General features: G+C 60.4%; 24 protein-coding genes. 10 read left to right on the top strand and 14 right to left on the bottom strand.

What is annotated here, in order from left to right:
* Positions 1-286: 286 nt before the first annotated feature.
* Positions 287-1,279 carry a D-cysteine desulfhydrase gene (locus AB4N64_RS23925; protein WP_460119112.1) on the bottom strand — a complete coding sequence of 331 codons (993 nt, stop codon included), beginning with the start codon at positions 1,277-1,279 and terminating at the stop codon, positions 287-289.
* 189 nt (positions 1,280-1,468) lie between these two features.
* On the opposite strand from AB4N64_RS23925, the gene epsC reads away from it, so the two are divergent.
* On the top strand, positions 1,469-2,395 hold the full coding sequence (gene epsC, locus AB4N64_RS23920; RefSeq protein WP_460119110.1) for a serine O-acetyltransferase EpsC: 927 nt from the start codon (positions 1,469-1,471) through the stop codon (positions 2,393-2,395).
* A 306-nt stretch (positions 2,396-2,701) separates the two neighbouring features.
* Entirely contained in the window at positions 2,702-4,696 is a 1,995-nt protein-coding gene (gene betT, locus AB4N64_RS23915; RefSeq protein WP_460119108.1) for a choline transporter BetT, read from the top strand.
* Here the strand turns inward: betT and AB4N64_RS23910 are convergent, their stop codons facing one another.
* Both AB4N64_RS23910 and AB4N64_RS23905 read right to left on the bottom strand, forming a co-directional pair.
* Complete coding sequence (locus AB4N64_RS23910) at positions 4,697-4,957, bottom strand: hypothetical protein (RefSeq protein WP_460119106.1); 261 nt, start codon at positions 4,955-4,957, stop codon at positions 4,697-4,699.
* A gap of 146 nt (positions 4,958-5,103) precedes the next feature.
* Positions 5,104-5,844, bottom strand: coding sequence for an SDR family oxidoreductase (locus tag AB4N64_RS23905; RefSeq protein ID WP_460119104.1), 741 nt, complete (start codon positions 5,842-5,844; stop codon positions 5,104-5,106).
* Between the two features lie 121 nt (positions 5,845-5,965).
* Here AB4N64_RS23905 and AB4N64_RS23900 point away from each other — a divergent pair, with 121 nt between their 5' ends.
* From AB4N64_RS23900 to mgrA, 4 genes are all read left to right on the top strand, one after another.
* The gene (locus AB4N64_RS23900) at positions 5,966-6,856 is read left to right on the top strand and encodes a LysR family transcriptional regulator (protein WP_460119102.1); all 891 of its coding nucleotides are present in this window, start codon (positions 5,966-5,968) and stop codon (positions 6,854-6,856) included.
* Between the two features lie 130 nt (positions 6,857-6,986).
* On the top strand, positions 6,987-7,169 hold the full coding sequence (locus tag AB4N64_RS23895; protein ID WP_460119100.1) for a type II toxin-antitoxin system HicA family toxin: 183 nt from the start codon (positions 6,987-6,989) through the stop codon (positions 7,167-7,169).
* Between the two features lie 59 nt (positions 7,170-7,228).
* Complete coding sequence (locus AB4N64_RS23890) at positions 7,229-7,630, top strand: type II toxin-antitoxin system HicB family antitoxin (protein WP_460119098.1); 402 nt, start codon at positions 7,229-7,231, stop codon at positions 7,628-7,630.
* Between the two features lie 133 nt (positions 7,631-7,763).
* Positions 7,764-8,801, top strand: coding sequence for an L-glyceraldehyde 3-phosphate reductase (gene mgrA / locus AB4N64_RS23885; RefSeq protein WP_460119096.1), 1,038 nt, complete (start codon positions 7,764-7,766; stop codon positions 8,799-8,801).
* A gap of 137 nt (positions 8,802-8,938) precedes the next feature.
* Here mgrA and tauD read toward each other — a convergent pair whose 3' ends face one another.
* From tauD to AB4N64_RS23850, 7 genes are all read right to left on the bottom strand, one after another.
* Complete coding sequence (gene tauD, locus AB4N64_RS23880) at positions 8,939-9,781, bottom strand: taurine dioxygenase (protein WP_460119095.1); 843 nt, start codon at positions 9,779-9,781, stop codon at positions 8,939-8,941.
* Positions 9,782-9,927: 146 nt separating this feature from the next.
* Entirely contained in the window at positions 9,928-10,761 is an 834-nt protein-coding gene (gene tauC / locus AB4N64_RS23875; RefSeq protein ID WP_460119093.1) for a taurine ABC transporter permease TauC, read from the bottom strand.
* The gene (tauB, locus tag AB4N64_RS23870) at positions 10,758-11,552 is read right to left on the bottom strand and encodes a taurine ABC transporter ATP-binding subunit (protein ID WP_460119091.1); all 795 of its coding nucleotides are present in this window, start codon (positions 11,550-11,552) and stop codon (positions 10,758-10,760) included. The genes tauC and tauB overlap by 4 nt, the downstream gene beginning before the upstream one ends.
* A gap of 16 nt (positions 11,553-11,568) precedes the next feature.
* Positions 11,569-12,546: a taurine ABC transporter substrate-binding protein gene (gene tauA / locus AB4N64_RS23865; RefSeq protein ID WP_460119090.1), complete on the bottom strand. Its 978-nt coding sequence runs from the start codon at positions 12,544-12,546 to the stop codon at positions 11,569-11,571.
* A gap of 246 nt (positions 12,547-12,792) precedes the next feature.
* Positions 12,793-14,376: a glutamate--cysteine ligase gene (gshA, locus tag AB4N64_RS23860; protein ID WP_460119088.1), complete on the bottom strand. Its 1,584-nt coding sequence runs from the start codon at positions 14,374-14,376 to the stop codon at positions 12,793-12,795.
* A gap of 281 nt (positions 14,377-14,657) precedes the next feature.
* On the bottom strand, positions 14,658-15,041 hold the full coding sequence (locus AB4N64_RS23855; RefSeq protein ID WP_460119086.1) for a PaaI family thioesterase: 384 nt from the start codon (positions 15,039-15,041) through the stop codon (positions 14,658-14,660).
* A complete protein-coding gene (locus tag AB4N64_RS23850) occupies positions 15,041-17,365 on the bottom strand; it encodes a Tex family protein (RefSeq protein ID WP_460119084.1) in 2,325 nt (774 codons plus the stop codon). The genes AB4N64_RS23855 and AB4N64_RS23850 overlap by 1 nt, the downstream gene beginning before the upstream one ends.
* Positions 17,366-17,724: 359 nt before the next feature.
* Between AB4N64_RS23850 and ompR the strand changes: the two genes are divergently transcribed.
* Complete coding sequence (ompR, locus tag AB4N64_RS23845) at positions 17,725-18,465, top strand: osmolarity response regulator transcription factor OmpR (RefSeq protein ID WP_192307465.1); 741 nt, start codon at positions 17,725-17,727, stop codon at positions 18,463-18,465.
* A gap of 103 nt (positions 18,466-18,568) precedes the next feature.
* Complete coding sequence (locus tag AB4N64_RS23840) at positions 18,569-19,882, top strand: ATP-binding protein (protein WP_460119081.1); 1,314 nt, start codon at positions 18,569-18,571, stop codon at positions 19,880-19,882.
* An 82-nt stretch (positions 19,883-19,964) separates the two neighbouring features.
* Here the strand turns inward: AB4N64_RS23840 and rimK are convergent, their stop codons facing one another.
* The 3 genes from rimK to rimA are packed head-to-tail and all read right to left on the bottom strand — an operon-like array spanning position 19,965 to position 22,143.
* Positions 19,965-20,870, bottom strand: a complete 906-nt coding sequence (gene rimK, locus AB4N64_RS23835; RefSeq protein WP_065257794.1) for a 30S ribosomal protein S6--L-glutamate ligase — start codon at positions 20,868-20,870, stop codon at positions 19,965-19,967.
* Positions 20,867-21,346: a retropepsin-like aspartic endopeptidase RimB gene (gene rimB / locus AB4N64_RS23830; RefSeq protein ID WP_460119079.1), complete on the bottom strand. Its 480-nt coding sequence runs from the start codon at positions 21,344-21,346 to the stop codon at positions 20,867-20,869. Before rimB ends, rimK begins: the two co-directional genes overlap by 4 nt.
* Before the next feature lie 17 nt (positions 21,347-21,363).
* Entirely contained in the window at positions 21,364-22,143 is a 780-nt protein-coding gene (rimA, locus tag AB4N64_RS23825; protein WP_460119077.1) for a S6 modification regulatory phosphodiesterase RimA, read from the bottom strand.
* A 115-nt stretch (positions 22,144-22,258) separates the two neighbouring features.
* On the opposite strand from rimA, the gene AB4N64_RS23820 reads away from it, so the two are divergent.
* Positions 22,259-22,666: an RNA-binding S4 domain-containing protein gene (locus AB4N64_RS23820; RefSeq protein WP_460119075.1), complete on the top strand. Its 408-nt coding sequence runs from the start codon at positions 22,259-22,261 to the stop codon at positions 22,664-22,666.
* Between the two features lie 122 nt (positions 22,667-22,788).
* Here the strand turns inward: AB4N64_RS23820 and AB4N64_RS23815 are convergent, their stop codons facing one another.
* The gene (locus AB4N64_RS23815; RefSeq protein WP_460119074.1) at positions 22,789-23,589 is read right to left on the bottom strand and encodes a phosphatase PAP2 family protein; all 801 of its coding nucleotides are present in this window, start codon (positions 23,587-23,589) and stop codon (positions 22,789-22,791) included.
* 104 nt (positions 23,590-23,693) lie between these two features.
* Here AB4N64_RS23815 and hslO point away from each other — a divergent pair, with 104 nt between their 5' ends.
* On the top strand, positions 23,694-24,596 hold the full coding sequence (hslO, locus tag AB4N64_RS23810; protein ID WP_460119072.1) for an Hsp33 family molecular chaperone HslO: 903 nt from the start codon (positions 23,694-23,696) through the stop codon (positions 24,594-24,596).
* The last annotated feature ends 37 nt before the right edge of the window (positions 24,597-24,633 follow it).

Raw genomic sequence — 24,633 nt, 5'->3', positions numbered from 1 at the left:
GTAATCGGGATTTGAACGACTGCAATATCCTGCCTTAAAGCAGCTTATGCGTCTCTCGGCAATTTGCCTGCTGTATGACTATATGATGGCTTTTTTAGATTGGAAAATAATGAATGTTATTTTTAATATTCCATTCAGGAATAAATGCTATTCCAGTAGGAGCGAGCATGCTCGCGATGGTCGCCAACGATGACGCGGGCTGTCTGAACGCCCGCGGTGTCTGGACCTCCATCGCGAGCATGCTCGCTCCTACAGGTTCCGCGTGATCGTGGCGGGCGATCCGCCCTTACAGAAAATCCTTATAGGCAAACAACGCCGGTGCGCCACCGGTGTGCAGGAAAATGACAGGCCCCTCGTCGAAACGCTGGCGACCAATGCCGTCGAGCAACCCGGCCATGGCCTTGCCGGTGTAGACCGGGTCCAGCAGCAGGCCTTCCTGGCTCGCCAGCAGCTTCACCGCCGCCAGGGTTCCGGCATTGGGTTCGCCGTAGCGCGGCGCGAAATATTCGTCCCACAACTGGACTTTGAAAGCGGCGGGTACGTTCACTTCCAGCAGCGCTGCGGTGCGCTCTGCCAGGCCCTGGACCTTGGGTCGTTGGTCCTCGTCGCTACGCGACACTGTCACGCCAATTACCGGCAGATCCGGCAGGGCTTCGCTCAACGCCAATGCCAGGCCGCTGTGGGTACCGGCGCTGCCCGAGGCCAGCACCACCGCGGCGAAATTCAGGCCGGTGTCCTTGATCTGCTCGGCCAGCTCCAGGCCGGCTCGAACGTAACCCAGGGCTCCCAAGGCATTGGAGCCTCCAATGGGCACCAGATAAGGTTTTTTGCCAGTGGTGCGCAAGCGCACCGCCAGTGCCTGGAGTTGCTCATCGGCGTTGTCGAGATTCTCGACCAGCTCTACCTTCGCATCGAACAGATCCAGCAGCAGCCGATTGCCATTGCCGACGAAGTTGGCATCGTCAGAGCCCAGGGGGTTTTCCAACAGCGCGACGCAGCCCAGTCCGAGCCGGGCGGCAAGGGCAGCGGTCTGGCGCACGTGGTTGGATTGCAGCGCGCCGGCGGTGATCAGCGTGTCCGCACCCTGCGCCAGGGCATCGGCCCCCAGGTATTCGAGTTTGCGCAGTTTGTTGCCACCCATCGCCAGCGGCGTCAAATCGTCGCGTTTGACATAAATGTCGCGCCCCAGCCAAGTCGAAAGGCGCCCGAGTTTTTCCAGAGGGGTCGGGTGGCTGAGCAAGTCGAGGCGGTCGAAACGAGCGAGCTGTTGTTTGATCATGGGTCCGTACTGGGGATGGGCAAGTCAGGACTATAAGCACGGCTATAGAAGGGGGCAACCGCCAATCGTTTATAGCCAAAAGTGCTTAGTACAGCACAATCGGTTCTTAATTCGGCCTCCAACGCTTGCCGTACAGTTATCGCCGTCAGCGCGGTCAGACAGTCCGGCCGCCCGTGTGGAGTTTTTACCGTGAGTGAGCGTTCCAGCCATTGGCAATTGCAAACCATCGTCAGCCAACTGCGTAGCGCGCGCGATCAGTGGCGTACGCAAAACGGCCGAGCCAGTGGCGAGCAGGGCGGCCGAGAACTGCCGTCGCGTGCGGCCATGGCAGACATTCTGGAAGCGTTGTGTGGCGCGTTGTTTCCCATGCGCCTGGGGCCGGTGGACTTGCGTGAAGAAAGCGAAGACTTCTACGTCGGTCACACCCTCGACGTTGCGTTGAATGCGCTGCTCGGCCAGGCACGCCTCGAACTGCGTTACGTCGCTCGTCACAACGCCGAGGCCGATACCGAGGTCGAGGCGAAAACCATCGCCATCATTCAAGAGTTCGCCTTGGCACTGCCGGGCTTGCGCAGCCTTCTGGATACCGACGTGCTGGCGGCCTATCACGGCGATCCGGCGGCGCGCAGCGTCGATGAAGTGTTGCTGTGCTATCCGGGCATCCTGGCGGTGATTCACCATCGCCTGGCCCACCATCTCTACCGGGCCGGGCTGCCTTTGCTGGCGCGGATCAGTTCGGAAATCGCCCACTCGGCGACGGGCATCGACATTCACCCCGGCGCGCAGATCGGCCGCAGTTTCTTCATCGACCATGGGACCGGCGTGGTGATTGGCGAGACGGCAATCATCGGCGAGCGCGTGCGCATATATCAGGCCGTGACTCTGGGGGCCAAGCGTTTCCCGGCGGATGAAGACGGCCAGTTGCAGAAGGGTCATCCACGGCACCCGATCGTCGAAGATGACGTGGTGATCTATGCCGGCGCGACCATCCTCGGGCGGATCACCATCGGCAAAGGCTCGACCATCGGCGGTAACGTTTGGCTGACCCGCAGCGTGCCGGCGGGGTCGAACCTGACGCAGGCCAATCTGCAGCATGATGACGGGACGCAGAAGTAGGGTGTTGCTCTGGCCATTGAACGCTGTAGGAGCGGGCTTGCCCGCGAAAGCGGTGGGTCGGTCAATGGATAAAGGACACTGACACGCAGCCATCGCGGGCAAGCCCGCTCCCACAATATTGAGTGTTAAGTGCTACACAAACACGACCGCCCAGCCTTGCGATTAGTCCTTAGCAGCCTATCCATGTTTAAATTGAACGCTCATTCAAGTTAAACCGGTGGTTCGCCGCCCGCTCACAACAGGAGGCCTGCCTTTGCTGAGTCCGAATTTCACAGCCACGTTTTACTGCTTGGAGGTGCACCGTTAATGAGTGCATCGTCCCTTCCCGCCACCGAACAGGTGCGCATGAACCCGCCGGTTTTTTACTTCGCGGCGACCTTCATCCTGCTGTTCGGTGTCGTTGTCATCTGTATGCCGGAACAGGCCGGTGCCTGGCTTCTTGAGGCGCAAAACTGGGCCGCCAATACGGTCGGCTGGTACTACTTGCTGGCGATGACGCTGTATCTGGTCTTCGTGGTGGTCACCGCCTTGTCCGGCTACGGCAAGATCAAGCTCGGTGCCGACCACGACGAGCCCGAATTCAGTTACCTGTCCTGGGCCGGCATGCTGTTCGCTGCCGGGATCAGCATCACGCTGTTCTTCTTTTGCGTATCCGAGCCGCTGACCCATCTGGCCCAACCGCCACAAGGGGCGGCCGGGACGGCGGATGCGGCGCGTCAGGCGATGCAGATTCTTTTTCTGCACTGGGGCCTGCATGGCTGGGGCGTGTTTGCCTTCGTCGGCATGGCGCTGGCCTACTTCGCCTACCGTCACAACCTGCCGCTGGCCCTGCGCTCGGCGCTGTATCCGTTGATTGGCAAACGCATCAACGGCCCGATCGGTTACGCGGTGGACGGCTTTGGCATCATCGCCACGGTATTTGGTCTCGGCGCCGATATGGGTTTTGGCGTGTTGCACCTCAACTCGGGTCTGGACTACCTGTTCGGCATCGCTCACACCCAATGGGTACAGGTGGGGCTGATTACCCTGATGATGGGCGCTGCGATCATCGTCGCCGTCTCGGGAGTCGACAAAGGCGTTCGGGTGATGTCCGACATCAACATGCTGCTGGCCTGCGCGTTGCTGCTGTTCGTGTTGTTTGCCGGACCCACGCAACATCTGCTCAATACCCTTGTGCAGAATATCGGCGACTACCTCGGCGCGTTGCCGATGAAAAGTTTCGATCTCTATGCCTACGACAAACCCAGCGACTGGCTCGGCGGCTGGACAGTGTTCTACTGGGCCTGGTGGATTGCCTGGTCGCCGTTCGTGGGGCTGTTCATTGCGCGGATTTCCCGTGGCAGGACCATTCGCGAATTCGTCTTCGGCGTGTTGTTGATTCCACTGGGGTTCACCCTGGCGTGGATGTCGATCTTCGGCAATAGCGCCATCGACCAAGTGCTCAATCATGGCATGTCAGCACTGGGCCTGTCGGCCGTCGAGAACCCGTCGATGACCTTGTACCTGCTGCTGGAAACCTACCCGTGGAGCAAAACCGTGATCGCGGTGACGGTTTTCATCAGCTTCGTGTTCTTCGTCACTTCGGCGGACTCCGGCACCGTGGTGTTGTCGACGCTGTCTGCCAGGGGCGGCAACCCGGACGAAGACGGGCCGAAATGGCTGCGGGTGTTCTGGGGCGCGATGACCGCGCTGGTGACCAGCGCGCTGTTGTTCTCCGGCAGCATCGATGCGTTGAAGTCGGCGGTGGTGCTGACCTCGTTGCCGTTTTCGATGATCCTGCTGCTGATGATGTGGGGGCTGCACAAGGCGTTCTTCCTGGAGTCGCAAAAGCAGATCGCACAGTTGCATTCGCTGGCGCCAGTGTCCGGGGCGCGACGGGGCGGCTGGCGTCAACGCTTGAGCCAGGCGGTGCATTTCCCGTCGCGCGATGAGGTTTACCGCTTCATGGAAAGCACGGTGCGGCCGGCCATCGAAGAGGTGACGGCGGTGTTCGTTGAGAAGGGGTTGAACGTGGTCACCGTACCGGACCCTGCCCATGACAGCGTCAGCCTGGAAATCGGTCACGGCGATCAGCATCCGTTCATCTATCAGGTGCAGATGCGTGGTTACTTCACGCCGTCGTTCGCACGGGGTGGCATGGGCTCCAAGCAGCTCAACAACCGGCGTTACTACCGCGCCGAGGTGCATCTTAGTGAAGGCAGCCAGGACTACGACCTGGTGGGCTACACCAAGGAGCAGGTGATCAACGACATCCTCGATCAGTACGAGCGACACATGCAGTTTTTGCACCTGGTACGCTGATCAGGTTTGCTCGGTTAAGGCCATGAACAACACCAGCGCAGCCACCGGCACGCCGAACACGATGCTGCCCACCACCATCTCGGTGGTCACTGGCTGGCCCGCCGTGACCACCCCGATGGCGCCATTGATCATCGTCAGGGCCAGCCACAGGACGATGAAGCTGTAGGTCAGCGTCTGGCGGCTGAAGCCGATCTTCTCGCCGATGAACAGCATCAGCGCCAGGAGGATCAGGCCGAAGGTGATGATGATGGTGGTGTGCATGGGTTGCCTGTTGGATGGGGGGGCCTTCATCGCGGGCAAGCCCGCTCCCACAGTTTCGATGTTGCTCGCATTATTCGGTGCAACGCCAACCCTGTAGGAGCGGACTTGTCCGCGATGAATTCACCTCGGTTGTGGATTGAGCATAGTCACACCAGCCCCCCATTGGCGCGCAAAATCTGTCCGTTGACCCAAGCCGAATCCGGCCCGACCAGAAACGACACCACCCGCGCGATATCCTCCGGCTGACCCAGCCGTTCCAGCGGCGCCATCTTCGCGAAATTCTGGATCTGCTCCTCACTCTTGCCGTGCAAGAACAGGTCGGTCGCCACGGGGCCAGGCGCAACCGCGTTCACCGTGATCCGACGACCGCGCATTTCCTTGGCGAACACCTGGGTCAGGGATTCCACCGCCGCCTTGCTGGCGATGTACACCGCGTAACCTGGCAGGTTCATGCCGACAGTACTGCTGGAGAAATTGACGATGCGCCCGCCGTCATTCATCCGCGTGGCCGCTTCACGCAGGGTGTTGAAAGTGCCGCGCGCGTGAATGTTGAAGGTTTGCTCAAATAACTCGTCGCTGTGCTGTGCCAGCGGCATGACCTTGAGAATGCCGGCGTTGTTGATCAGCACATCGACCTTGCCCAGTTGTGTTTCGGTTTCCTCGAACATCCGCCGCACGTCATCGGCGTTGGCTACGTCAGCCCTGATCGCTATGGCTCGATGACCCGCCTGGCGCAATTCCACCACCAGTTTCGAAGCTTCAGTGGCGCTGCTGGCGTAGTTGATCGCCACGGCGAAACCTTCGCTGGCCAGTTGTTTGGCAATCATTGCGCCGATACCGCGGGAGGCGCCGGTGACAATGGCAACTTTCGATTGTTGAGCAGTCATGGTGCGGGTTCCTGTCGATGAAGAGTGGAGCCAATCTCACATGTTTACTCAACCTGATAAATGCACGAGAGTTGCCTTGACTGTTCAATAATCGCCAACAATCAGTGCTCAGGAGTTCGAGGTGGATCAAGTCAAGGCAATGAAGGTCTTTGTGCGGATCTACGAGCGCAGCAGCTTCACCCTGGCGGCCCAGGACCTGAACCTGCCGCGCGCCACGCTGACCCACACCCTGAATCAGTTCGAAGCCTGGCTCGGCACGCGTTTACTTGAGCGCAGTACGCGTAAGGTCCGTCCCACGCTGGATGGTGAAGCGTATTACCAGCGTTGCGTGCAGTTGCTGGCGGAGCTGGAAGATGCCGAACTGGCGTTTCGCGGCGTGGCGCCCAAAGGGCTGCTACGGGTGGATTTGCATGGCACCCTGGCCAGGAGCTTCGTCATTCCAGCGCTGCCGCAATTCATGGCGCGTTATCCCGAGATCGAGTTGTCGATCAGCGAGGCCGACCGTCTGGTGGACCTGATCAGTGAAGGCGTCGATTGCGTGCTGCGCGCCGGCACGCTGACCGACTCCACCCTGATCGGCAAACGCGTGGCCAATCTGCGCCAGATCACCTGCGCCAGCCCGTCCTACCTGCGCAAATACGGCGAACCGAAAAACCTCGACGACCTCAGGCACCATCGTGCGGTGAACTACGTCTCGCGCAGCAACGCCAAGCTGTTTCCATTCGAATTCCTGGTTGATGGCCAACTGCACGAAGTGCCAATCCCAAGCGCGATTTCGGTGTTCGGCGCCGAAATATACGCCGCCTCGGCCATCGCCGGCCTGGGCCTGATCCAGTGCCCGCAATACCGCATGCACACCCAGATCGCCCAGGGTCTGATCCAGGAAGTCCTGCCCGACACCCCGCCACCACCGATGCCAGTGTCGGTGCTGTACCCGCACAACCGCCACATGTCGCCCCGTGTGCGAGTGTTTGTGGACTGGTTGGGGGAGGTGTTTGCGGGGGCGCGGTAGCCATTGGTCTGGATGCAAGGTCGTTCCTGAGCTGACTGGCTAGTATTTTTCAAAGTGTGTATGGTGTGTATATTTGTTCAGCCTGTTCGCGTAGATTGCTCGAAGATTGCTGTCGAATAAGGCGAAGGAAATGCGGAGTCGGGAAATGATCAGGATGATCGAGGACGATGGTTGGTATCTGGTTGCCGTCAGAGGCAGCCATCATCAGTACAAACATCTCTGCAAGGCAGGGAGGGTGACGATCAAGCACCCTGATTCCGATCTTCCAAAAGGAACGATCAACAGCATATTGAAACAGGCGGGTCTGAAATGATGCCCGTGATCGAATTTGAAGGTCCCGTTGGGGACACTTCTCAGGAAGGATTCATCGACATGAAATTTCCAGTCGTTCTGCATAAGGATGCCGATTCGGACTACGGAGTGATCGTCCCGGATGTGCCGGGTTGTTTCTCCGCGGGCAGCACAGTGGCGCAGGCCCTTGATAGCGTGCAAGAGGCTTTGTCCCTGCATTACGAAGGGCTGGTGGCCGATGGTGACCCCTTGCCGCAAGTGCAGGAAATCGATGTGCACATCGCCAACCCCGATTACGCCGGAGGCGTTTGGGCGGTGGTGGAGTTCGATATCACGCCTTATTTCGGCAAGGCGGTGCGCTTCAATGCAACGCTGCCAGAGCAACTGCTTGAGCGAATCGACCAGACGGTAAGGCGCGACCAGCGTTACCGCTCAAGATCAGGTTTTCTGGCGGCAGCAGCGCTGCGTGAGCTGTCGACGTAGGAATCTGGCGAACGTTTTGTGAAACGTTTCAGCTAATAATCGAGTCAGAGGGTTTTTGGCGTTTGTCTGGGCGTATGCTGGGCGACTTGCGAAGCAGTCGATACCAACTTCAAGACAAACAAGAGAGGACTCGATGACTCACACCGCAGCCGAAAACCGCTATGAATCCATCCCTTATCGCCGCGTCGGTCGCAGCGGTCTGGTGTTGCCGGCCCTGTCCCTGGGCCTGTGGCACAATTTCGGCGACAGCACACCGATCGACACCCAGCGTGCCTTGCTGCGTACGGCGTTCGACCTGGGCATCAACCACTTCGACCTGGCAAACAACTACGGCCCGCCGTATGGCAGTGCCGAGATCAATTTCGGGCGTTTGCTGCGTGAAGACTTCAAGCCCTACCGCGACGAGTTGATCATCTCCAGCAAGGCCGGTTGGGACATGTGGCCGGGCCCATACGGGCAGGGCGGCGGGTCGCGCAAATACGTGCTGGCCAGCCTCGACCAGAGCCTGCAACGGCTGGGCCTGGACTATGTCGACATTTTCTACTCGCATCGTTTCGACCCGGACACGCCGCTGGAGGAAACGGCCAGCGCATTGGCCACGGCGGTGCAGCAGGGCAAGGCGTTGTACATCGGCATCTCGTCTTACTCCGGGGTGAAAACCCGCGAGATGGCCGCGTTGCTGAAAGAGTGGAAAGTGCCGCTGTTGATTCACCAGCCGGCGTATAACCTGCTCAATCGTTGGGTGGAAAAGGACCTGCTGGACGTCACCGATGAACTCGGCGCCGGTGTGATTGCTTTCACCCCGCTTGCCCAGGGGCTGCTGACGGACAAGTACCTCAACGGCGTGCCGGCCGATGCCCGTGTCAATCGTCCGGGAGGTGGTTCGTTACAGGCCTCGCACTTGTCCGAAGCCAACATCGCTCACGTGCGGGCGTTAAACGAGATCGCCCGGCGTCGTGGGCAAAGCCTGGCGCAACTGGCCTTGGCCTGGACCCTGCGCGATCCGCGGGTGACCTCGGCGCTGATCGGGGCGAGCCGGCCAGAGCAGATCGTCGAGAACGTGGGGGCGCTGAAGAGTTTGAGCTTCAGTGCCGAGGAACTGGCAGAGATTGACCGTTTTGCCCAGGAAGGCGGGATCAATCTTTGGGAGAAGCCTTCGTTGGCGCAGTGAGTGTTTGGCGCTGGATCCTCTGGCGCCTTTTCCTGACTCATCGCGAGCAGGCTCGCTCCCACAGGACGAGCGCGGTCTTCTGCAGGAGCGGGCTTGCCCGCGATAGCGCAGGTTCAGGCACTAAAGAAATCAGCTATTCAGCGAAAAAACGGCACATCCCCCAACACCGTCGCCCGCTGCATCACCCGCCGCGCCGGGCGGTAATCGTCCACCGCGTAATGCTGGGTCACTCGGTTGTCCCAGAACGCGACATCGTCCTGCTGCCAGCGCCAGCGAATGGTGAATTCCGGACGGGTGGCGTGGGCGAACAGGAATCTTAAAATCGTCTCGCTCTCGGTGTCCGACAGTTCGTTGATGCGCGAGGTGAAGCCTTCGCTGACAAACAGCGAACGACGCCCGCTCACCGGATGGGTGCGAATGACCGGATGTGACAGCGGCGGGTTCTTGCGCCGGGTTTCTTCCCATTGCGCCAGTGCCTCGGGAGTGTTGCCGTAGCGCTCCAACGGAAACGAGCGGGTGAAATCGTGAGTGGCGGTCAGCCCTTCGAGCAGGCTTTTCATCGGCGCCGACAGCGCTTCATAGGCGGCAATGCCACTGGCCCACAACGTGTCGCCGCCATACTCCGGGAGCAGTTTTGCGCTCAACACCGCCCCCATCGCAGGCGTCGCAAGGAACGTGACGTCGGTGTGCCAGATGGCGTTGTCGCGGACGTCGGTGACGGCGGTGTCGAGGATCAGTACCTCGGGTTGTTCCGGCACGTTCGGGTAGATCGGGTGAATGTGCAGGTCGCCAAAGTTGGCGGCAAAACGTGCCTGCTGTTGCGGGGTGATTGGCTGGTTGCGGAAGAACAGGACCTGGTGTTCGAGCAGTGCTTGTTCGACGGCATTGCGCTGTTCCACGGATAACGGCTGGCTGATGTCGATGCCGCTGATTTGTGCGCCAAGGGCGGAGCTCAAGGGGGTGATGTTCAGGCTGCTCATGGTAGTTCTCGTCGAATTCGGGGTGTGCCACTTTTCTGTAGGAGCGAGCTTGCTCGCGATGGCGGTGAATCAGGCACAGTTGTGCGGCTGAGACTCCGCTATCGCGAGCAAGCTCGCTCCTACATGGGGAGTTCGTTGTTCAGTGTTCAATGCGCCTGGCCATGCCACGGCACCAGCTTGCGTTGCAGCGCACGCAAGCCCATTTCGAGGGCGAAGGCGATCAGCGCGATCACCAGAATTCCCAGCACCACCACATCGGTGACCAGGAACTGCGCAGCCGACTGCACCATGAAGCCCAGGCCGCTGGTAGCGGCGATCAGTTCGGCGGCGACCAGCGTCGACCAGCCGACGCCCAGGCCGATGCGCACGCCGGTCAGGATGTCTGGCAGGGCGCTCGGCAAAATCACATGCCGAATCAGTTGCACGCGGGTTGCGCCCAGGGACTGCGCGGCGCGCAATTTCGCCGGGTCGACGGTGCGCACGCCGGTGGCGGTGGCGATGGCAATCGGCGCGAAAATCGCGAGGTAGATCAGCAGGACTTTCGACAGCTCGCCGATGCCGCACCAGATCACAATCAGCGGCAAATAGGCCAGCGGCGGAATCGGGCGATAGAACTCGATCAAAGGGTCGAGGATGCCGCGTGCAATGCGATTGGCGCCAATCGCGATACCGACGGGCACGGCGGTCAACACCGCGAAGCCCAGGCCCAGGCCAATCCGACCGAGGCTCGCGCCCAAGTGTTGCCACAACGTGGAATCCATGTAGCCGGAGGTTGCCAGTAGCCAGCCTTTTTGCAAGACGGCGGCCGGTGGCGGCAGGAACAAAGGTTCGATCAGCCCCGTAGCAGTGACAGCCCACCACAGGACAAGCAATGCAATCAAGGTCAGGACACTGATCCAGCGTGTGCTCAGACTGCGCCGAAGTGCAATGACGGTTGCGTCGGGTTTGACCGCGACGGCTGGAATCTCATAGCTGCTCATGCGCGCTCCTGCAGCAAAACCGCGCTGCGTTGCGAGAACACTTTGCCCAGAACGTGCTCGCGGGTTTCGATGAAGCGTGGGTCGGACTTGATCGAGCGCGCCGACTCACCGGCTGCGTAGCGCAGGCCGAAGTCCAGGTGCAGGCGCTCGACGATTTGCCCGGGGTTGGGCGCCAACAGAATCAGGTCCGTGGCGAGGAACACCGCTTCTTCGATGTCATGGGTAATCAGGAACACCGGTTTGGCGGCGCGTTGCCACACCTGCAACAGCAGCTCCTGCATTTGTTCGCGGGTGAAGGCATCAAGGGCGCCGAAGGGTTCATCCATCAGCAAAACACGTGGGTCGGCGGCCAGGGCGCGCGCCAGGCCGACGCGCTGCTTCTGTCCGCCGGAAAGCTGCCAGATGCGCCGGTGTTCGAAACCGGACAGGTCAACCAGCGTCAGCATTTCCCGGGCGCGCGCTTCGCGTTGCTCCCGGGGTACGCCGGCCAGTTCCAGGCCGAAACCGACGTTGGTCAGCACGTCCTGCCACGGCAGCAAGGCATCGTCCTGAAACACCACGCCGCGCTCGGCGCTTGGGCCTTTGACCGGCACACCGTCGAGGGTGATGCGCCCGGCGCTGGGCTTGACGAACCCGGCAATCAGGTTCAACAGCGAAGTCTTGCCACTGCCGGACGGCCCGAGGGCCACCAGCAACTGCCGGGGGCCCAGGCTCAGGGAAATGTCCGCCAGCACCGGTTCCGGGCTGCCGGGGTACTGTGCGCTGATGCGCTCCAGTTGTAGCAAGGCCATCGCGATGTACTCCCGATCAGTTGGTGATGAACTTGGCGCTGACGAAGGGCGCGTAGTCCGGCAGCACGGCCTCGACCTTGCCTTGCTCCTTGAGGAACACGGCGGTGTCGGTGATGGCTTTGGTGGTCGGTGCGCCCAGGCTGCTCACCTGATCAGCCGCCAGCGGGTAGAAGTTGCCTTGCAGCAGCAGAGGGATGTCGCTGGCCTTGGCACCGGACAGCTTCACCAGCTTGTCGACGTTGCTCTGGTTGGCGAGCCAGGCTTGCGGGTCCTTGCGGTATTCGGCGTAGGCGTCCAGGGTGACTTTGGCGAATGCGGTGACAATCTCTGGGTGCTTCTCGGCGAAGTCCTTGCGCACGATCCAGGCGTCGAAGGTCGGTGCGCCGAACTTGGCCAACTCACCCGAAGTGATCAGCACCTTGCCGTTTTCCTTGGCTACGCCGAGCGTCGGGTCCCAAACATAGGTGGCGTCGATGTCACCGCGTTTCCAGGCGGCGACGATGGCTGGCGGCGCAAGGTTGAGCACGGTGACTTTCGACGGGTCGATGTTCCAGTGCTTCAAAGCGGCCAGCAGGCTGTAGTGTCCAGTGGATACGAATGGCACGGCGATTTTCTTGCCGACCAGATCCTGAGGCGTCTTGATCCCGGAACCGTCACGCGCGACCAGGGCTTCGGCGGCGCCGATCTGGGTGGCGATGAGGAAGGTTTGCACCGGGACCTTGCGGGTGATGGCGGCGGTCAGGGGGCTGGAGCCGAGGTAGCCGATCTGCACGTCACCCGAGGCAATGGCGGCGATGATGTCGGCACCGTTATCGAATTTTCGCCAGTTGATGTCGGCTTTGGTGGCCTTTTCATAAGCACCATCGGCCTGAGCGACTTTGGCCGGGTCGACGGTGGTCTGGTAGGCGACGGTGAGGTCGGCCGCCTGAGCAAACAAACTCGCCGCGGCCAGCGAAGCGGCCGCCAGGAGGCGAAGGGGGAAATGCAGTTTCATGGGAAAGCTCCTTGTCGGGCGACCGAGGATCGGCGTGAGAAGGAGACTAAATGATCTAAGAATTCTAAAATAAATAACTTTTTAGAATTAGCTTAGCGTTGGTGGATTTTAGGCGTGGCTGCGCGGCGTTGCCATCGCGAGCAAGCTGCTCCTACAGAAAATCTGTGGACGCCACAAATCCCCTGTAGGAGCGACGGTGCGACGATTCGACGTGCTCGCGATGAGGTCCGCAGGACCTCTCGGGATCTAATTGCTGATCGCCAGAATGCTCGCCTGGTACGCCCCGACGAACACATCGAAATCGCCGACTTCGTGCTGTTCCAGCTCCACCTGCTCGGCCAGCGACGCCCGCGCGCGTTCTTCGAATGCTGTCTGGTCTTCGAGGCTCAGCGGCTCGCTGCGGAAGTACTCAGCGTGAGCCTGGCTCTGGCGCAGGGAGAACTGGGCGAAACTCTCCTTGTGCTCTGCCATGGCGGCCAACACCTGGGCCGAAGGGGTCAAGGACGAATCCTTGACCTTGGCCAGTTGCGCATCCAGCGCCTTGCTGTGGGCGTCGCCGCCATGGCTCTGATCCAGCAACGCCGCCAGCGGTGCAATCTTCTCCAGCAACTCACCCGCCCATTCCTTGAGCGCGACCGGTTGACCGTCACGCTGCAGTTGCAGGCCTGGGCGGCGACCTTCCTTGACCACGCTGAGGAAGTTCGACGTCGCATTGCCGCACGAATTGTTGGTCAGCAGCGGGCTGTCGTTGAGCGCGCAATACAGCAGGAACGCGTCAATGAAGCGTGATTCGGTGAGATCGATGCCCATCGGCAGGAACGGGTTGATGTCCAGGCAACGTACTTCGACGTACTGGATGCCACGGGCCATCAGGGCCTGGATCGGCCGCTCGCCGGTGTAGGTCACGCGTTTCGGGCGGATGTTGGAGTAGTACTCGTTTTCGATCTGCAAGATGTTGGTGTTGAGTTGAACCCACTCACCGTCCTGATGAGTTCCGATCTCTACATACGGCGCATACGGCGTGGCTACTGCCTGGCGCAGGCTGTCGGTGTAGCTCGCCAGATCGTTGTAGCACGGCGTCAGGCCGGCCTGGGCGTTGCTCTGGTAACCCAGGTCACTCATGCGCAGGCTGGTGGCATACGGCAGGTAGAGCGTGTCCGGGTCCAGTTGTTCCAACTGGTGCGAACGACCGCGCAGAAAACCGGCATCGAGCGCTGGCGAAGCACCGAACAGGTACATCAGCAGCCAACTGTAGCGACGAAAGTTGCGGATGAGGGCGATGTAAGCCGACGACTGATAGTCGCGATCGGTGCCGACAAAACCTTCGGTTTCCTTGAGCAGCGGCCAGAGCTTTTCCGGCAGGGAAAAGTTGTAGTGAATCCCGGCGATGCACTGCATGGTCTTGCCGTACCGCAGGGCCAAACCCTTACGGTAGACATATTTGAGCTGGCCGATGTTGGAGGTGCCGTAATAGGCGATCGGGATATCTTCCTCGGCCGGCAGCGGGCACGGCATCGACGGACTCCACAGGTACTCGTTGCCGAGCTTGCTGTAGGCAAAACGATGAATCTTGTCCAGGCTCGCCAGGGTGTCCGCCGGGTCGGGCAGGGCCGGAGTAATGAACTCCAGCAGCGACTCGGAGTAGTCGGTGGTGATCTGTTCGTTGGTCAGCGCGGAACCCAATTCTTCGGGGTGCGGCGTTTGCGCCAAGCGTCCTTCGCTGGTCACGCGCAGGCATTCACGTTCGATGCCGTGAAGGCACTGTTCGAGCAGAGAGAGGTTAGCGCGCTCGCCAAGCAGAGCCAGGCGGCGGTTGAGAAGTTCGCTCAAGTTGGATTCCTTCACGCGTCAGTCGCCCCAATATGGGGGTGGGCAGGACGGTCTACAAGGGTGAAGTTAAAACTGGCGTTTTCGCCTGGTTTTTATCGCTGTTTGATCAAAATCTGCGCATCCTCTCTACTGTAGGAGCGAGCATGCTCGCGATGGAGGTCAACGATAACGTTGGCTGCCTGACACCCAGCGGTGTCCGGCCTACCATCGCGAGCATGCTCGCTCCTACAAATATGGGGAAAGGCGTTACAGCGAAATTAACTCAAATTGATGGCGACTAGCTACAGCACAGCGAACGTGCCTTGTGCTTTTGCGACCAGTTTGTCGCCCTGCATCACCTCGGCCTCGACCACCAACGTGCGGCGGCCCGGGTGAATCACCCGCGCCGTGCACATCACTTCACCGTCGCTAACCGCGCGAATGTAGTTGATCTTGCATTCGATGGTGGCGCTCTGCTGGTCAAAACCGTGGGTACTGGAGCACGCCAACCCCATGGCAATGTCCACCAGACTGAACAACGCCCCGCCATGCAGCTTGCCGCCGCGATTACGCAGCGGCGGCTCAAGCGCCAGGGCGACTTGCGCTACCCCGGCTTCCAGGCTGTGCAAACGACAGCCCAGCAACTTGAAAAACGCGCTTTCGGTCAGCCCGGCCGGGATGTCCATCAACGCTTTTTCAACTGCTTGGCGTTGGCGAACAACGAAGCCATGGCGTTGTTGGCCGGGGCCGCCGCCGTGGTTTCCTTGCGCGGTGCGTTGTTCGACGACTGACGCGGTGCCGAACCCGGACGCGAGCCACGGGCACCGTCGACTTTTTCGCCAGGTGTGTCGCCCATGCGCATCGACAGGCCTACGCGTTTGCGCGGGATGTCGACTTCCATGACCTTCACTTTCACCACATCGCCGGCTTTCACCGCCTCGCGCGGATCCTTGATGAACTTCTCCGAAAGTGCAGAGATGTGTACCAAACCGTCCTGATGCACACCGATGTCGACGAATGCGCCGAAGGCGGTCACGTTGGTGACTACGCCTTCGAGAATCATTCCAGGCTGCAGGTCCTTGAGGTCTTCGACGCCTTCCTGAAACTCCGCAGTCTTGAACTCCGGACGGGGGTCGCGGCCTGGCTTCTCCAATTCTTGCAGGATGTCGGTGACCGTCGGCAGACCGAAGGTTTCATCGGTGTACTTCTTCGGGTCGAGGCGCTTGAGGAAACCGGCGTCACCGATCAGGGAGCGGATATCGCGGTCGGTTTCAGCCGCGATGCGTTGTACCAGTGGATAGGCTTCCGGGTGAACCGCCGACGAATCCAGCGGATTATCGCCGTTCATCACGCGCAGGAAACCGGCTGCCTGTTCGAAGGTTTTTTCGCCCAGGCGAGCGACTTTCTTCAGCGCTGCACGGGTTTTGAACGCGCCGTGCTCGTCTCGGTGGCTGACGATGTTCTGCGCCAACGTCGCGTTGAGCCCGGAGATGCGTGCCAGCAATGCGACGGAAGCGGTGTTTACGTCCACACCCACGGCGTTTACGCAGTCTTCGACCACGGCGTCCAGGCCGCGCGCCAGTTTCAGCTGCGATACGTCGTGCTGGTACTGGCCGACACCGATGGATTTCGGATCGATTTTCACCAACTCCGCCAGTGGGTCCTGCAAACGACGTGCAATCGACACCGCGCCACGGATCGACACGTCGAGGTCCGGGAATTCCTTGGCCGCCAGTTCCGATGCCGAGTACACGGATGCGCCGGCCTCGGAAACCATGACCTTGGTCATTTTCATGGCTGGGTATTTTTTGATCAGCTCGATCGCCAGCTTGTCGGTTTCACGGCTGGCGGTGCCGTTGCCGATGGCGATCAAGTCCACCGAATGCTTGGCGCACAGGGCAGCCAGGATCGCGATGGTTTGGTCCCACTTGTTGTGCGGCACGTGCGGGTAGACGGTAGCGTGATCCAGCAGCTTGCCGGTGGCATCGACCACGGCAACCTTGCAGCCGGTGCGCAGGCCCGGGTCCAGGCCCAGGGTCGCGCGTGGGCCGGCCGGGGCCGACAGCAGCAAGTCGTGCAGGTTGTGGGCGAACACGTTGATCGCTTCGGTTTCCGCGCCGTCGCGCAGCTCGCCGAGCAGGTCGGTTTCCAGATGGGTGTAGAGCTTGACCTTCCAGGTCCAGCGCACCACTTCGCCCAGCCATTTGTCGGCTGCACGGTTCTGGTTCTGGATGCCGACGTGTTGGCCGATCATGCCTTCGCACGGGTGCATCGTGCCTGGCAATTCATCACCTACTTTCAGCGCGGAGCTGAGGATGCCTTCGTTGCGGCCACGGAAAATCGCCAGGGCGCGGTGCGACGGCATGCTTTTGAGCGGTTCGTCGTGTTCGAAGTAGTCGCGGAACTTGGCGCCTTCCTCTTCCTTGCCGGCAATCACGCGGGCACTGAGGATGGCTTCCTGCTTCAGGTAGTTGCGCAACTTGTCGAGCAGGCCGGCGTCTTCGGCGAAGCGCTCCATGAGGATGTACTTGGCACCTTCGAGGGCGGCCTTCACATCGGCCACGCCTTTTTCAGCGTCGATGAAGCGGGCGGCTTCGGTATCCGGGGTCAAGGTCGGGTCGTTGAAGAGGCTGTCCGCCAGCTCGCCGAGGCCAGCTTCCAGGGCGATTTGGCCCTTGGTGCGGCGCTTCTGCTTGTACGGCAGATACAAGTCTTCGAGACGGGTCTTGGTGTCGGCGAGCTTGATGTCGCGCTCCAGTTGCGGGGTCAGTTTGCCCTGTTCCTGGATGCTGGCGAGGATGCTGATACGCCGTTCGTCGAGTTCTCGCAGGTAACGCAGGCGCTCTTCCAGGTGACGCAGCTGGGTGTCATCGAGACTGCCGGTCACTTCTTTCCGGTAACGGGCGATGAAGGGAACGGTTGAACCTTCATCGAGTAGCGCGACGGCCGCTTCGACCTGTTGTGGGCGTACGCCGAGTTCCTCGGCGATGCGGCTGTTGATGCTGTCCATAAAACCACCTGACAAATTGTGAAAGCAGGCTCGCTGGCACGTAAACAGGGCTCGGCGAGTCTGGTTGAGCGGCCTGGCGAGCACCGCTGCCTGGATCAACAGGCATCCCGTTGACCCGTGAAATCGAACAATTACTGCGGCGGCCAGAAAGATAAACGAGAGCCGCGGCAACAGGAATCAGGCATTGCCTGACACAAATGGCCGCGCATTATAACCAGCGTTCTGTCATTCGGGTGCATCACGGGGTGTAGGCACAATGCCCGTATTTCTGGCGGTGAAGGAAAAATCTGCTAACAATGCACACGGTGCGTATAACGGCAGCTACGCCATAATGCGCGCCGAGATCAAAGGAGCATCCAATGAGCAGCACTGCAAACATTGCTGAAGGCGAAAAAATTCTAATCGTTGACGACGACCCGGGGCTCAGCAGCCTGCTGGAGCGTTTTTTCGTCAGCAAGGGCTACCGCGCACGCGCTGTCCCGAACACCGAACAAATGGACCGCCTGCTGGCGCGTGAAGTGTTCAACCTGGTTGTCCTCGACCTGATGCTGCCCGGTGAAGACGGTCTGACCGCCTGCCGCCGCCTGCGCAGCGCGAACAATCAGATTCCAATCATCATGCTCACCGCCAAGGGCGACGAGCTGAGCCGTATCAAGGGCCTGGAATTGGGCGCCGACGATTACCTGGCCAAGCCGTTCAACCCGGACGAGCTGATGGCCCGGGTCAAGGCGGTTCTGCGTCGGCAGTCGGCCCCTGTGCCAGGCGCGCCCGGCAGCGAAGAGGAAAGTGTGACCTTCGGTGACTATGAATTGTCCCTGGCCACTCGTGAACTCAAGCGCGGTGCGGAAGTGCATATGCTGACTACCGGCGAGTTCGCGGTACTCAAGGCATTGGTGATGAACGCGCGTCAGCCACTGACCCGTGACAAGCTGATGAACCTGGCCCGTGGCCGTGAGTGGGATGCGCTGGAGCGCTCCATCGACGTGCAGATCTCTCGTCTGCGTCGGATGATCGAACCTGATCCATCCAAGCCGCGTTATATCCAGACCGTCTGGGGTGTTGGCTACGTGTTCGTTCCGGATGGCGCCGCCACCAAGTGATTGGCGATTTGTAGGAGCGGGTCATGCGGACGCAGTTGTCCGCAGACTCGCAATCCGCAATGTGCGAGCATCGCTCGCTCCTGCAAGTGTGTAGCGGTTATCCATGAAAACCCCCGTGTGGTTCCCCCAGAGTTTCTTCTCCCGCACCCTGTGGCTGGTGCTGATCGTCGTCCTGTTCTCCAAAGCATTGACCCTGGTTTATCTGCTGATGAACGAAGACGTGCTGGTGGACCGCCAATACAGCCACGGCGTTGCCCTGACGCTGCGTGCCTATTGGGCTGCCGATGAAAACAACCGCGACAAGATCGCCGAGGCCGCGACCCTGATCCGCGTGGTCGGTGCCGGTGTGCCGGAAGGCGAGCAGCACTGGCCTTATAGCGAGATCTATCAGCGCCAGATGCAGGCGGAACTGGGCGCCGACACCGAGGTACGATTGCGCATGCACTCGCCGCCAGCGTTGTGGGTTCGGGCCCCGAGCCTGGGCGATGGTTGGTTGAAAGTGCCGCTATACCCGCATCCGCTGCGCGGCCAAAAAATCTGGAACGTGCTCGGTTGGTTCCTCGCCATCGGTTTGCTGTCCACTGCGTCGGCGTGGATCTTCGTCAGTCAGCTCAACCAACCGCTCAAGCGTCTGGTATACGCCGCCCGGCAACTTGGCCAGGGCCGCAGTGTGCGCCTGCCGATCAGCGATACGCCCAGCGAGATGACCGAGGTGTATCGCGCCTTCAACCAGATGGCCGAAGACGTCGAACAGGCTGGCCGCGAACGTGAGCTGATGCTGGCGGGGGTCTCCCACGATTTACGCACACCGCTGACCCGGTTGCGCCTGTCGCTGGAGTTGATGGGCGACCGCACCGACTTGACGGACGACATGGTCCGCGACATCGAGGACATGGACGCGATTCTCGATCAGTTCCTGGCGTTTATCCGCGACGGCCGCGACGAGTCGGTGGAAGAGGTCGACTTGACCGACCTGGTGCGTGAAGTCGCCGCGCCGTACAACCAGAACGAAGAGAAAGTCAGGCTTCGTCTGGAGCCGATACAGCCATTTCCATTGCGCCGGGTGTCGATGAAGCGCCTGCTCAACAACCTGATCGGCAATGCCCTGCATCACGCGGGCAATGGCGTGGAAGTGGCGGCGCATGTGTCCGGCGATGTGAATGCACCGTACGTGGTACTGAGCGTGATGGACCGTGGCGCCGGGATCGACCCGGCGGAGCTGGAAGCGATCTTCAATCCGTTTACACGGGGTGATCGTGCCCGGGGTGGCAAGGGCACCGGCTTGGGCCTGGCAATCGTCAAACGCATCGCTTCGATGCATGGCGGCAACGTCGAGCTGCGCAACCGCGCCGGTGGCGGGCTGGAAGCGCGGGTGCGGTTGCCGTTGGGGTTGATGTTGCCCAGGGATGCGGTATAGGAGCAGCTTCGAGCTGCAAGCTACAAGCGGCAAGAAAAAGCCGAGCATCTCGCCGCTTCATCTTGCAGCTCGAAGCTGCTCCTCAACCCTTTCCTTTGGTCCGTGTCATGTTCGGCCCACCATTCTTCTCCAAATGCTCGATGATGATGCCCGCCACATTCTTCCCGGTGGTGGTCTCGATCCCTTCGAGGCCCGGCGACGAGTTCACCTCCATCACCAACGGGCCGTGATTGGAACGAAGGATATCCACCCCCGCCACCGTCAGCCCCATCACCTTGGCGGCGCGCAACGCGGTCATGCGTTCTTCCGGTGTGATCTTGATCAGGCTGGCGCTGCCACCGCGGTGCAGGTTGGAGCGGAATTCCCCTGGCTTGGCCTGGCGCTTCATGGCGGCGATCACCTTGTCGCCGACCACGAAGCAACGGATGTCCGCGCCGCCGGCCTCCTTGATGTACTCCTGAACCATGATGTTCTGCTTGAGGCCCATGAACGCCTCGATCACCGACTCCGCCGCCGTCGCGGTTTCACACAGCACGACACCGATGCCCTGGGTGCCTTCCAGCACTTTGATCACCAGCGGCGCGCCGTTGACCATGTCGATCAGGTCGGGAATGTCATCCGGGGAGTGGGCAAATCCTGTCACCGGCAAGCCGATGCCCCGGCGTGACAACAACTGCAACGAACGCAGCTTGTCCCGGGAGCGGGCGATGGCGACGGATTCGTTGAGGGGAAACACCCCCATCATTTCGAACTGACGCAACACGGCGCAGCCGTAAAACGTCACCGACGCGCCGATCCGCGGGATCACTGCGTCGAAACCTTCCAGCGGCTTGCCGCGGTAGTGGATCTGCGGCTTGTGGCTGGCAATGTTCATATAGGCGCGCAGGGTGTCGATCACCACCATTTCATGTCCACGTTCAGTACCGGCTTCGACCAGACGACGAGTGGAATACAGACGCGGGTTCCGCGACAGCACAGCGATCTTCATGCAACACCTGTGGAGGAGGTAGATACCGGGAACACCGGCTTGTCTTGTACATATTTGACGCCCGGGCTGACTACCAACTGGCCGTCGATCAGGGCTTTGGAGCCAAGCAGCAGGCGATAACGCATTGATTTTCGGCAGGCGAGAGTGAACTCCACCCGCCATACCCGATCACCGAGGGCCAGGGTGGTGCTGACCACGTAACGCTTTTGCGCATGGCCGTTGGAGCTTTTGATGGTTTTCATCGTCACCAGGGGCGCCTCGCAACGCCTGTGACGCAATTGCACCACCGTGCCCAGGTGTGCGGTGAAACGCACCCAGCTTTCGCCATCGCGCTCGAACGGCTCGATATCGGTGGCATGCAGGCTCGAGGTGCTGGCCCCAGTGTCGATTTTGGCGCGCAGGCCCGCCACTCCCAGATCCGGGAGCGCCACCCACTCGCGCAGACCGACAACGGTCAAATGGTCAAATGTCTTCAATAGGGAAAAACCGACGGTTAACGCTTCCAGGCGTCAGGCGATACCTGAGCCATCGCTTTGAATGCGGGCCTGGCGAACCAGTAGCCCTGCATCAGATAAATTCCACAATCCGCCAGGAAGTCGCGCTCCCCAGCGCTTTCGATGCCTTCGGCAACGACTGTAACGTCCAACTCCGCACAGATTGTGACAATCCCCCGAACGATCACCTGTCGAACGCGGTCGCGGTCCACATCGCGGATCAAGGCCATGTCGAGCTTGATCAGGTCCGGCTGGAAGTCAGCCAACAAGTTGAGCCCGGAATGACCCGCGCCGAAATCGTCGATGGCAGTCTTGAAGCCGAATTCGCGGTATTCACGCAGAATATTAGTCAAATGGCGATAGTTATCTACGTGCTCGTTTTCCAGGGTTTCGAAAATCAGCCGATCAAGCGGAAAATTGTGTTTTCTCGCCGCTTCCAGGGTGCTGCGAATGCACAGTTCAGGACGGTACACGGCATTTGGCATGAAGTTGATCGACAAGTGTGTCTGCATGTTGATACCGGCCGCACCTTCGATGGCGCGCGTCCGGCAGAGCTGATCGAAGCGGTAGCGATTGGCGTCTGTGACCTGTTCGAGTACGGTCAGCGCACCTTCTCCGGCAACGCCGCGCACCAGGGCTTCATGGGCAAAGATCGACTGATCCCTGAGGTCGACGATCGGTTGGTAGGCAAAGGCGAAGTCGAAATCCAGGGGCTCGCTTTGCTGGCAGCCCCGGCAACCGCCCTGTGGCGATGTCAATGAAGATGGAAATTGGGTCACTCGATCACTCCATGCCGTGGTCCGGCTTAGTCGACAGTCTATCTGGAGAGCCGAGTTCTTGCGCCCGACAGAAACGGTAGTACAGTTCTGACTATTGGCGGAGAGAGGAATTCAAGTGGCACAAAAAAGCGAAGAGGACGACAAGGTTCGTCTTGATAAATGGTTGTGGGCGGCGCGTTTCTATAAAACTCGTGCACTGGCCAAGGCCGCGATCGAAAGCGGCAAGGTGCATTGGCGAGGCGAGCGCTGCAAGCCGGGCAAGGAGCCGCGGGTGGGTGATGAGTTCGAAATTCGTACCGGTTTCGATGAACGCACGGTTGTGGTTCAGGCGCTGTCGATCGTGCGCCGTGGTGCGCCCGAAGCGCAGGCGCTGTACGCCGAAACCGAGGCCAGTATCGCCAAGCGCGAAGCCGCCGCGGCGATGCGCAAGGCAGGAGCGCTGGGTGTCAGTACCGATGGCAAGCCGAGCAAGAAGCAGCGGCGCGATTTGTTCAAGTTTCGCGGGAGTAGCAACGAAGAGTAGGCCTGTTGTTCTGTGGTGTTCGGACCGCCGCTTTCGCGGGCAATCCCGCTCCCACAAGAGCGAGGCACGCTTGTATGTGGGAGCGAGCTTGCTCGCGATCGAGTGCGCAGCACTCGCTCAACTCAACCGCTACGCACCACACTCATGCGCGACACCAGCGGCAGCTTCTCCAGCAACCCAAACAGCGGCGCCGTGACCTTCTGCAAAAACGTCGATACGTGATAGGCGAACGGCGTGTAATACCCCCAGCCCAACGCCCACACTGCCATCAACACGCCACCGATGTAATCGTCCTGGCCCCAATGCGCACCGGCTACCAGCCGCGGCATCATGAACAGCACCGCAAGGGCCCAGATCACCACGGTCTGCCAGGCCGTGCGGCTGAAAACGGTCATGAACAGTGCCCAGATCAGCAGCACCGAAGCGTGATCGCCCGGGAAGCTCTGGGTCGAGCGGTCCTTCAACTCCCAGCGGGCTTCAAGCCCCGGGAAGTAGTTGCTCATGCGGACGGCGCTGTCGATCATCATCGACGGGCTGCTGTGCTGCCAGCCCATGTAGCCGGTCAGCTTGGAGAACAGCATGCGGATGAACAACAGCAACAGCAGAATGCCGAAGAAACCGAAAAACGCCTGACGCACGTCGCCCGTCTTGAACACCCAATCGCCCTTGATCAGCAAGGTCAACAGAATCACCCCGACCACAGCGTCGAAAGGTCGCAGACTTGCAATTGCCCAAACGTGGAGCCATATCGGGTTAGTGGCCAGTGGAGAATTGAGCAGGTGAAACAGCCACTCGTCGAAAAGCACACACAACATCTGGCCCGTAGGCCATAACCAGAAGGCCAGCAGTGCCACTGGCACGAGATTGCAGAGCGCCAACCGGCGCAAGTTCCACCTTGCTTGGAACAAACCCGGATTGTTCATAAAATGCCTCCCTTGGCGAAACACCGCGCACCGACAGGGTGCTACGGGGGGCGCAATCTTCATGCTTTGTCATCATTTTGTCATTACTTCAGATACCCAGACCTATGACCGATTTACCGGATACCGATTACACCCAACGCTTCATCTTCGATGACAGCGACACCCGTGGCGAACTGGTTTCGTTGGAGCTCAGCTACGCCGAAGTCCTCGCCAAGCACGCCTATCCGGAACCGGTCGCGCAACTGCTCGGTGAGTTGATGGCCGCGGCGTCGTTGCTGGTCGGTGCCATGAAGTTCGATGGCTTGTTGATTCTCCAGGCCCGCTCGGAAGGCCCGATTCCCCTGCTGATGATCGAATGCTCCAGCGAACGGGAAATCCGTGGTCTGGCCCGTTACGAGGCGGACCGGATCGCCCCGGACGCGACACTGGCCGACTTGATGCCCGACGGCGTTCTGGCGCTGACTATCGACCCTCGCCAGGGCCAGCGCTATCAGGGCATTGTCGACCTGGATGGCAAAACCTTGTCCGAGTGCTTCACCAACTACTTCGTCATGTCGCAACAGGTCGGTACGCGTTTCTGGCTTTACGCCGATGGCCGTCGCGCCCGTGGCCTGCTGCTGCAGCAATTGCCCGCCGACCGCCTGAAAGACGAAGAAGACCGCGCGGCCAGTTGGCAGCACCTCACGGCCTTGGCCACTACCCTGACCGCCGATGAACTACTGAGCCTGGACAACGAAACCGTCCTCCACCGGTTGTATCACGAAGAACAGGTTCGCCTGTTCGATGCGCAGCGTTTGCGCTTCCGTTGCAGCTGCTCGCGCGAACGTTCTGCCAATGCGCTGGTCAGTTTGGGTCTTGAAGATGCGCAGGATCTGGTCGTCGAACACGGTGGCAACATCGAGGTCGATTGCCAATTCTGCAACCAGCGTTACCTGTTCGATGCCGCCGACGTTGCTCAATTATTCGTCGGCGCGGGTGTTGAGACGCCGTCAGATACCCGTCACTAAAACGGTTCAGCGCAGGTAAATTCACTGGTTTGTGCCG

The organism is Pseudomonas sp. S2_C03, assembly GCF_054668405.1.
This window is presented reverse-complemented; position numbering and strand designations above follow the sequence as displayed.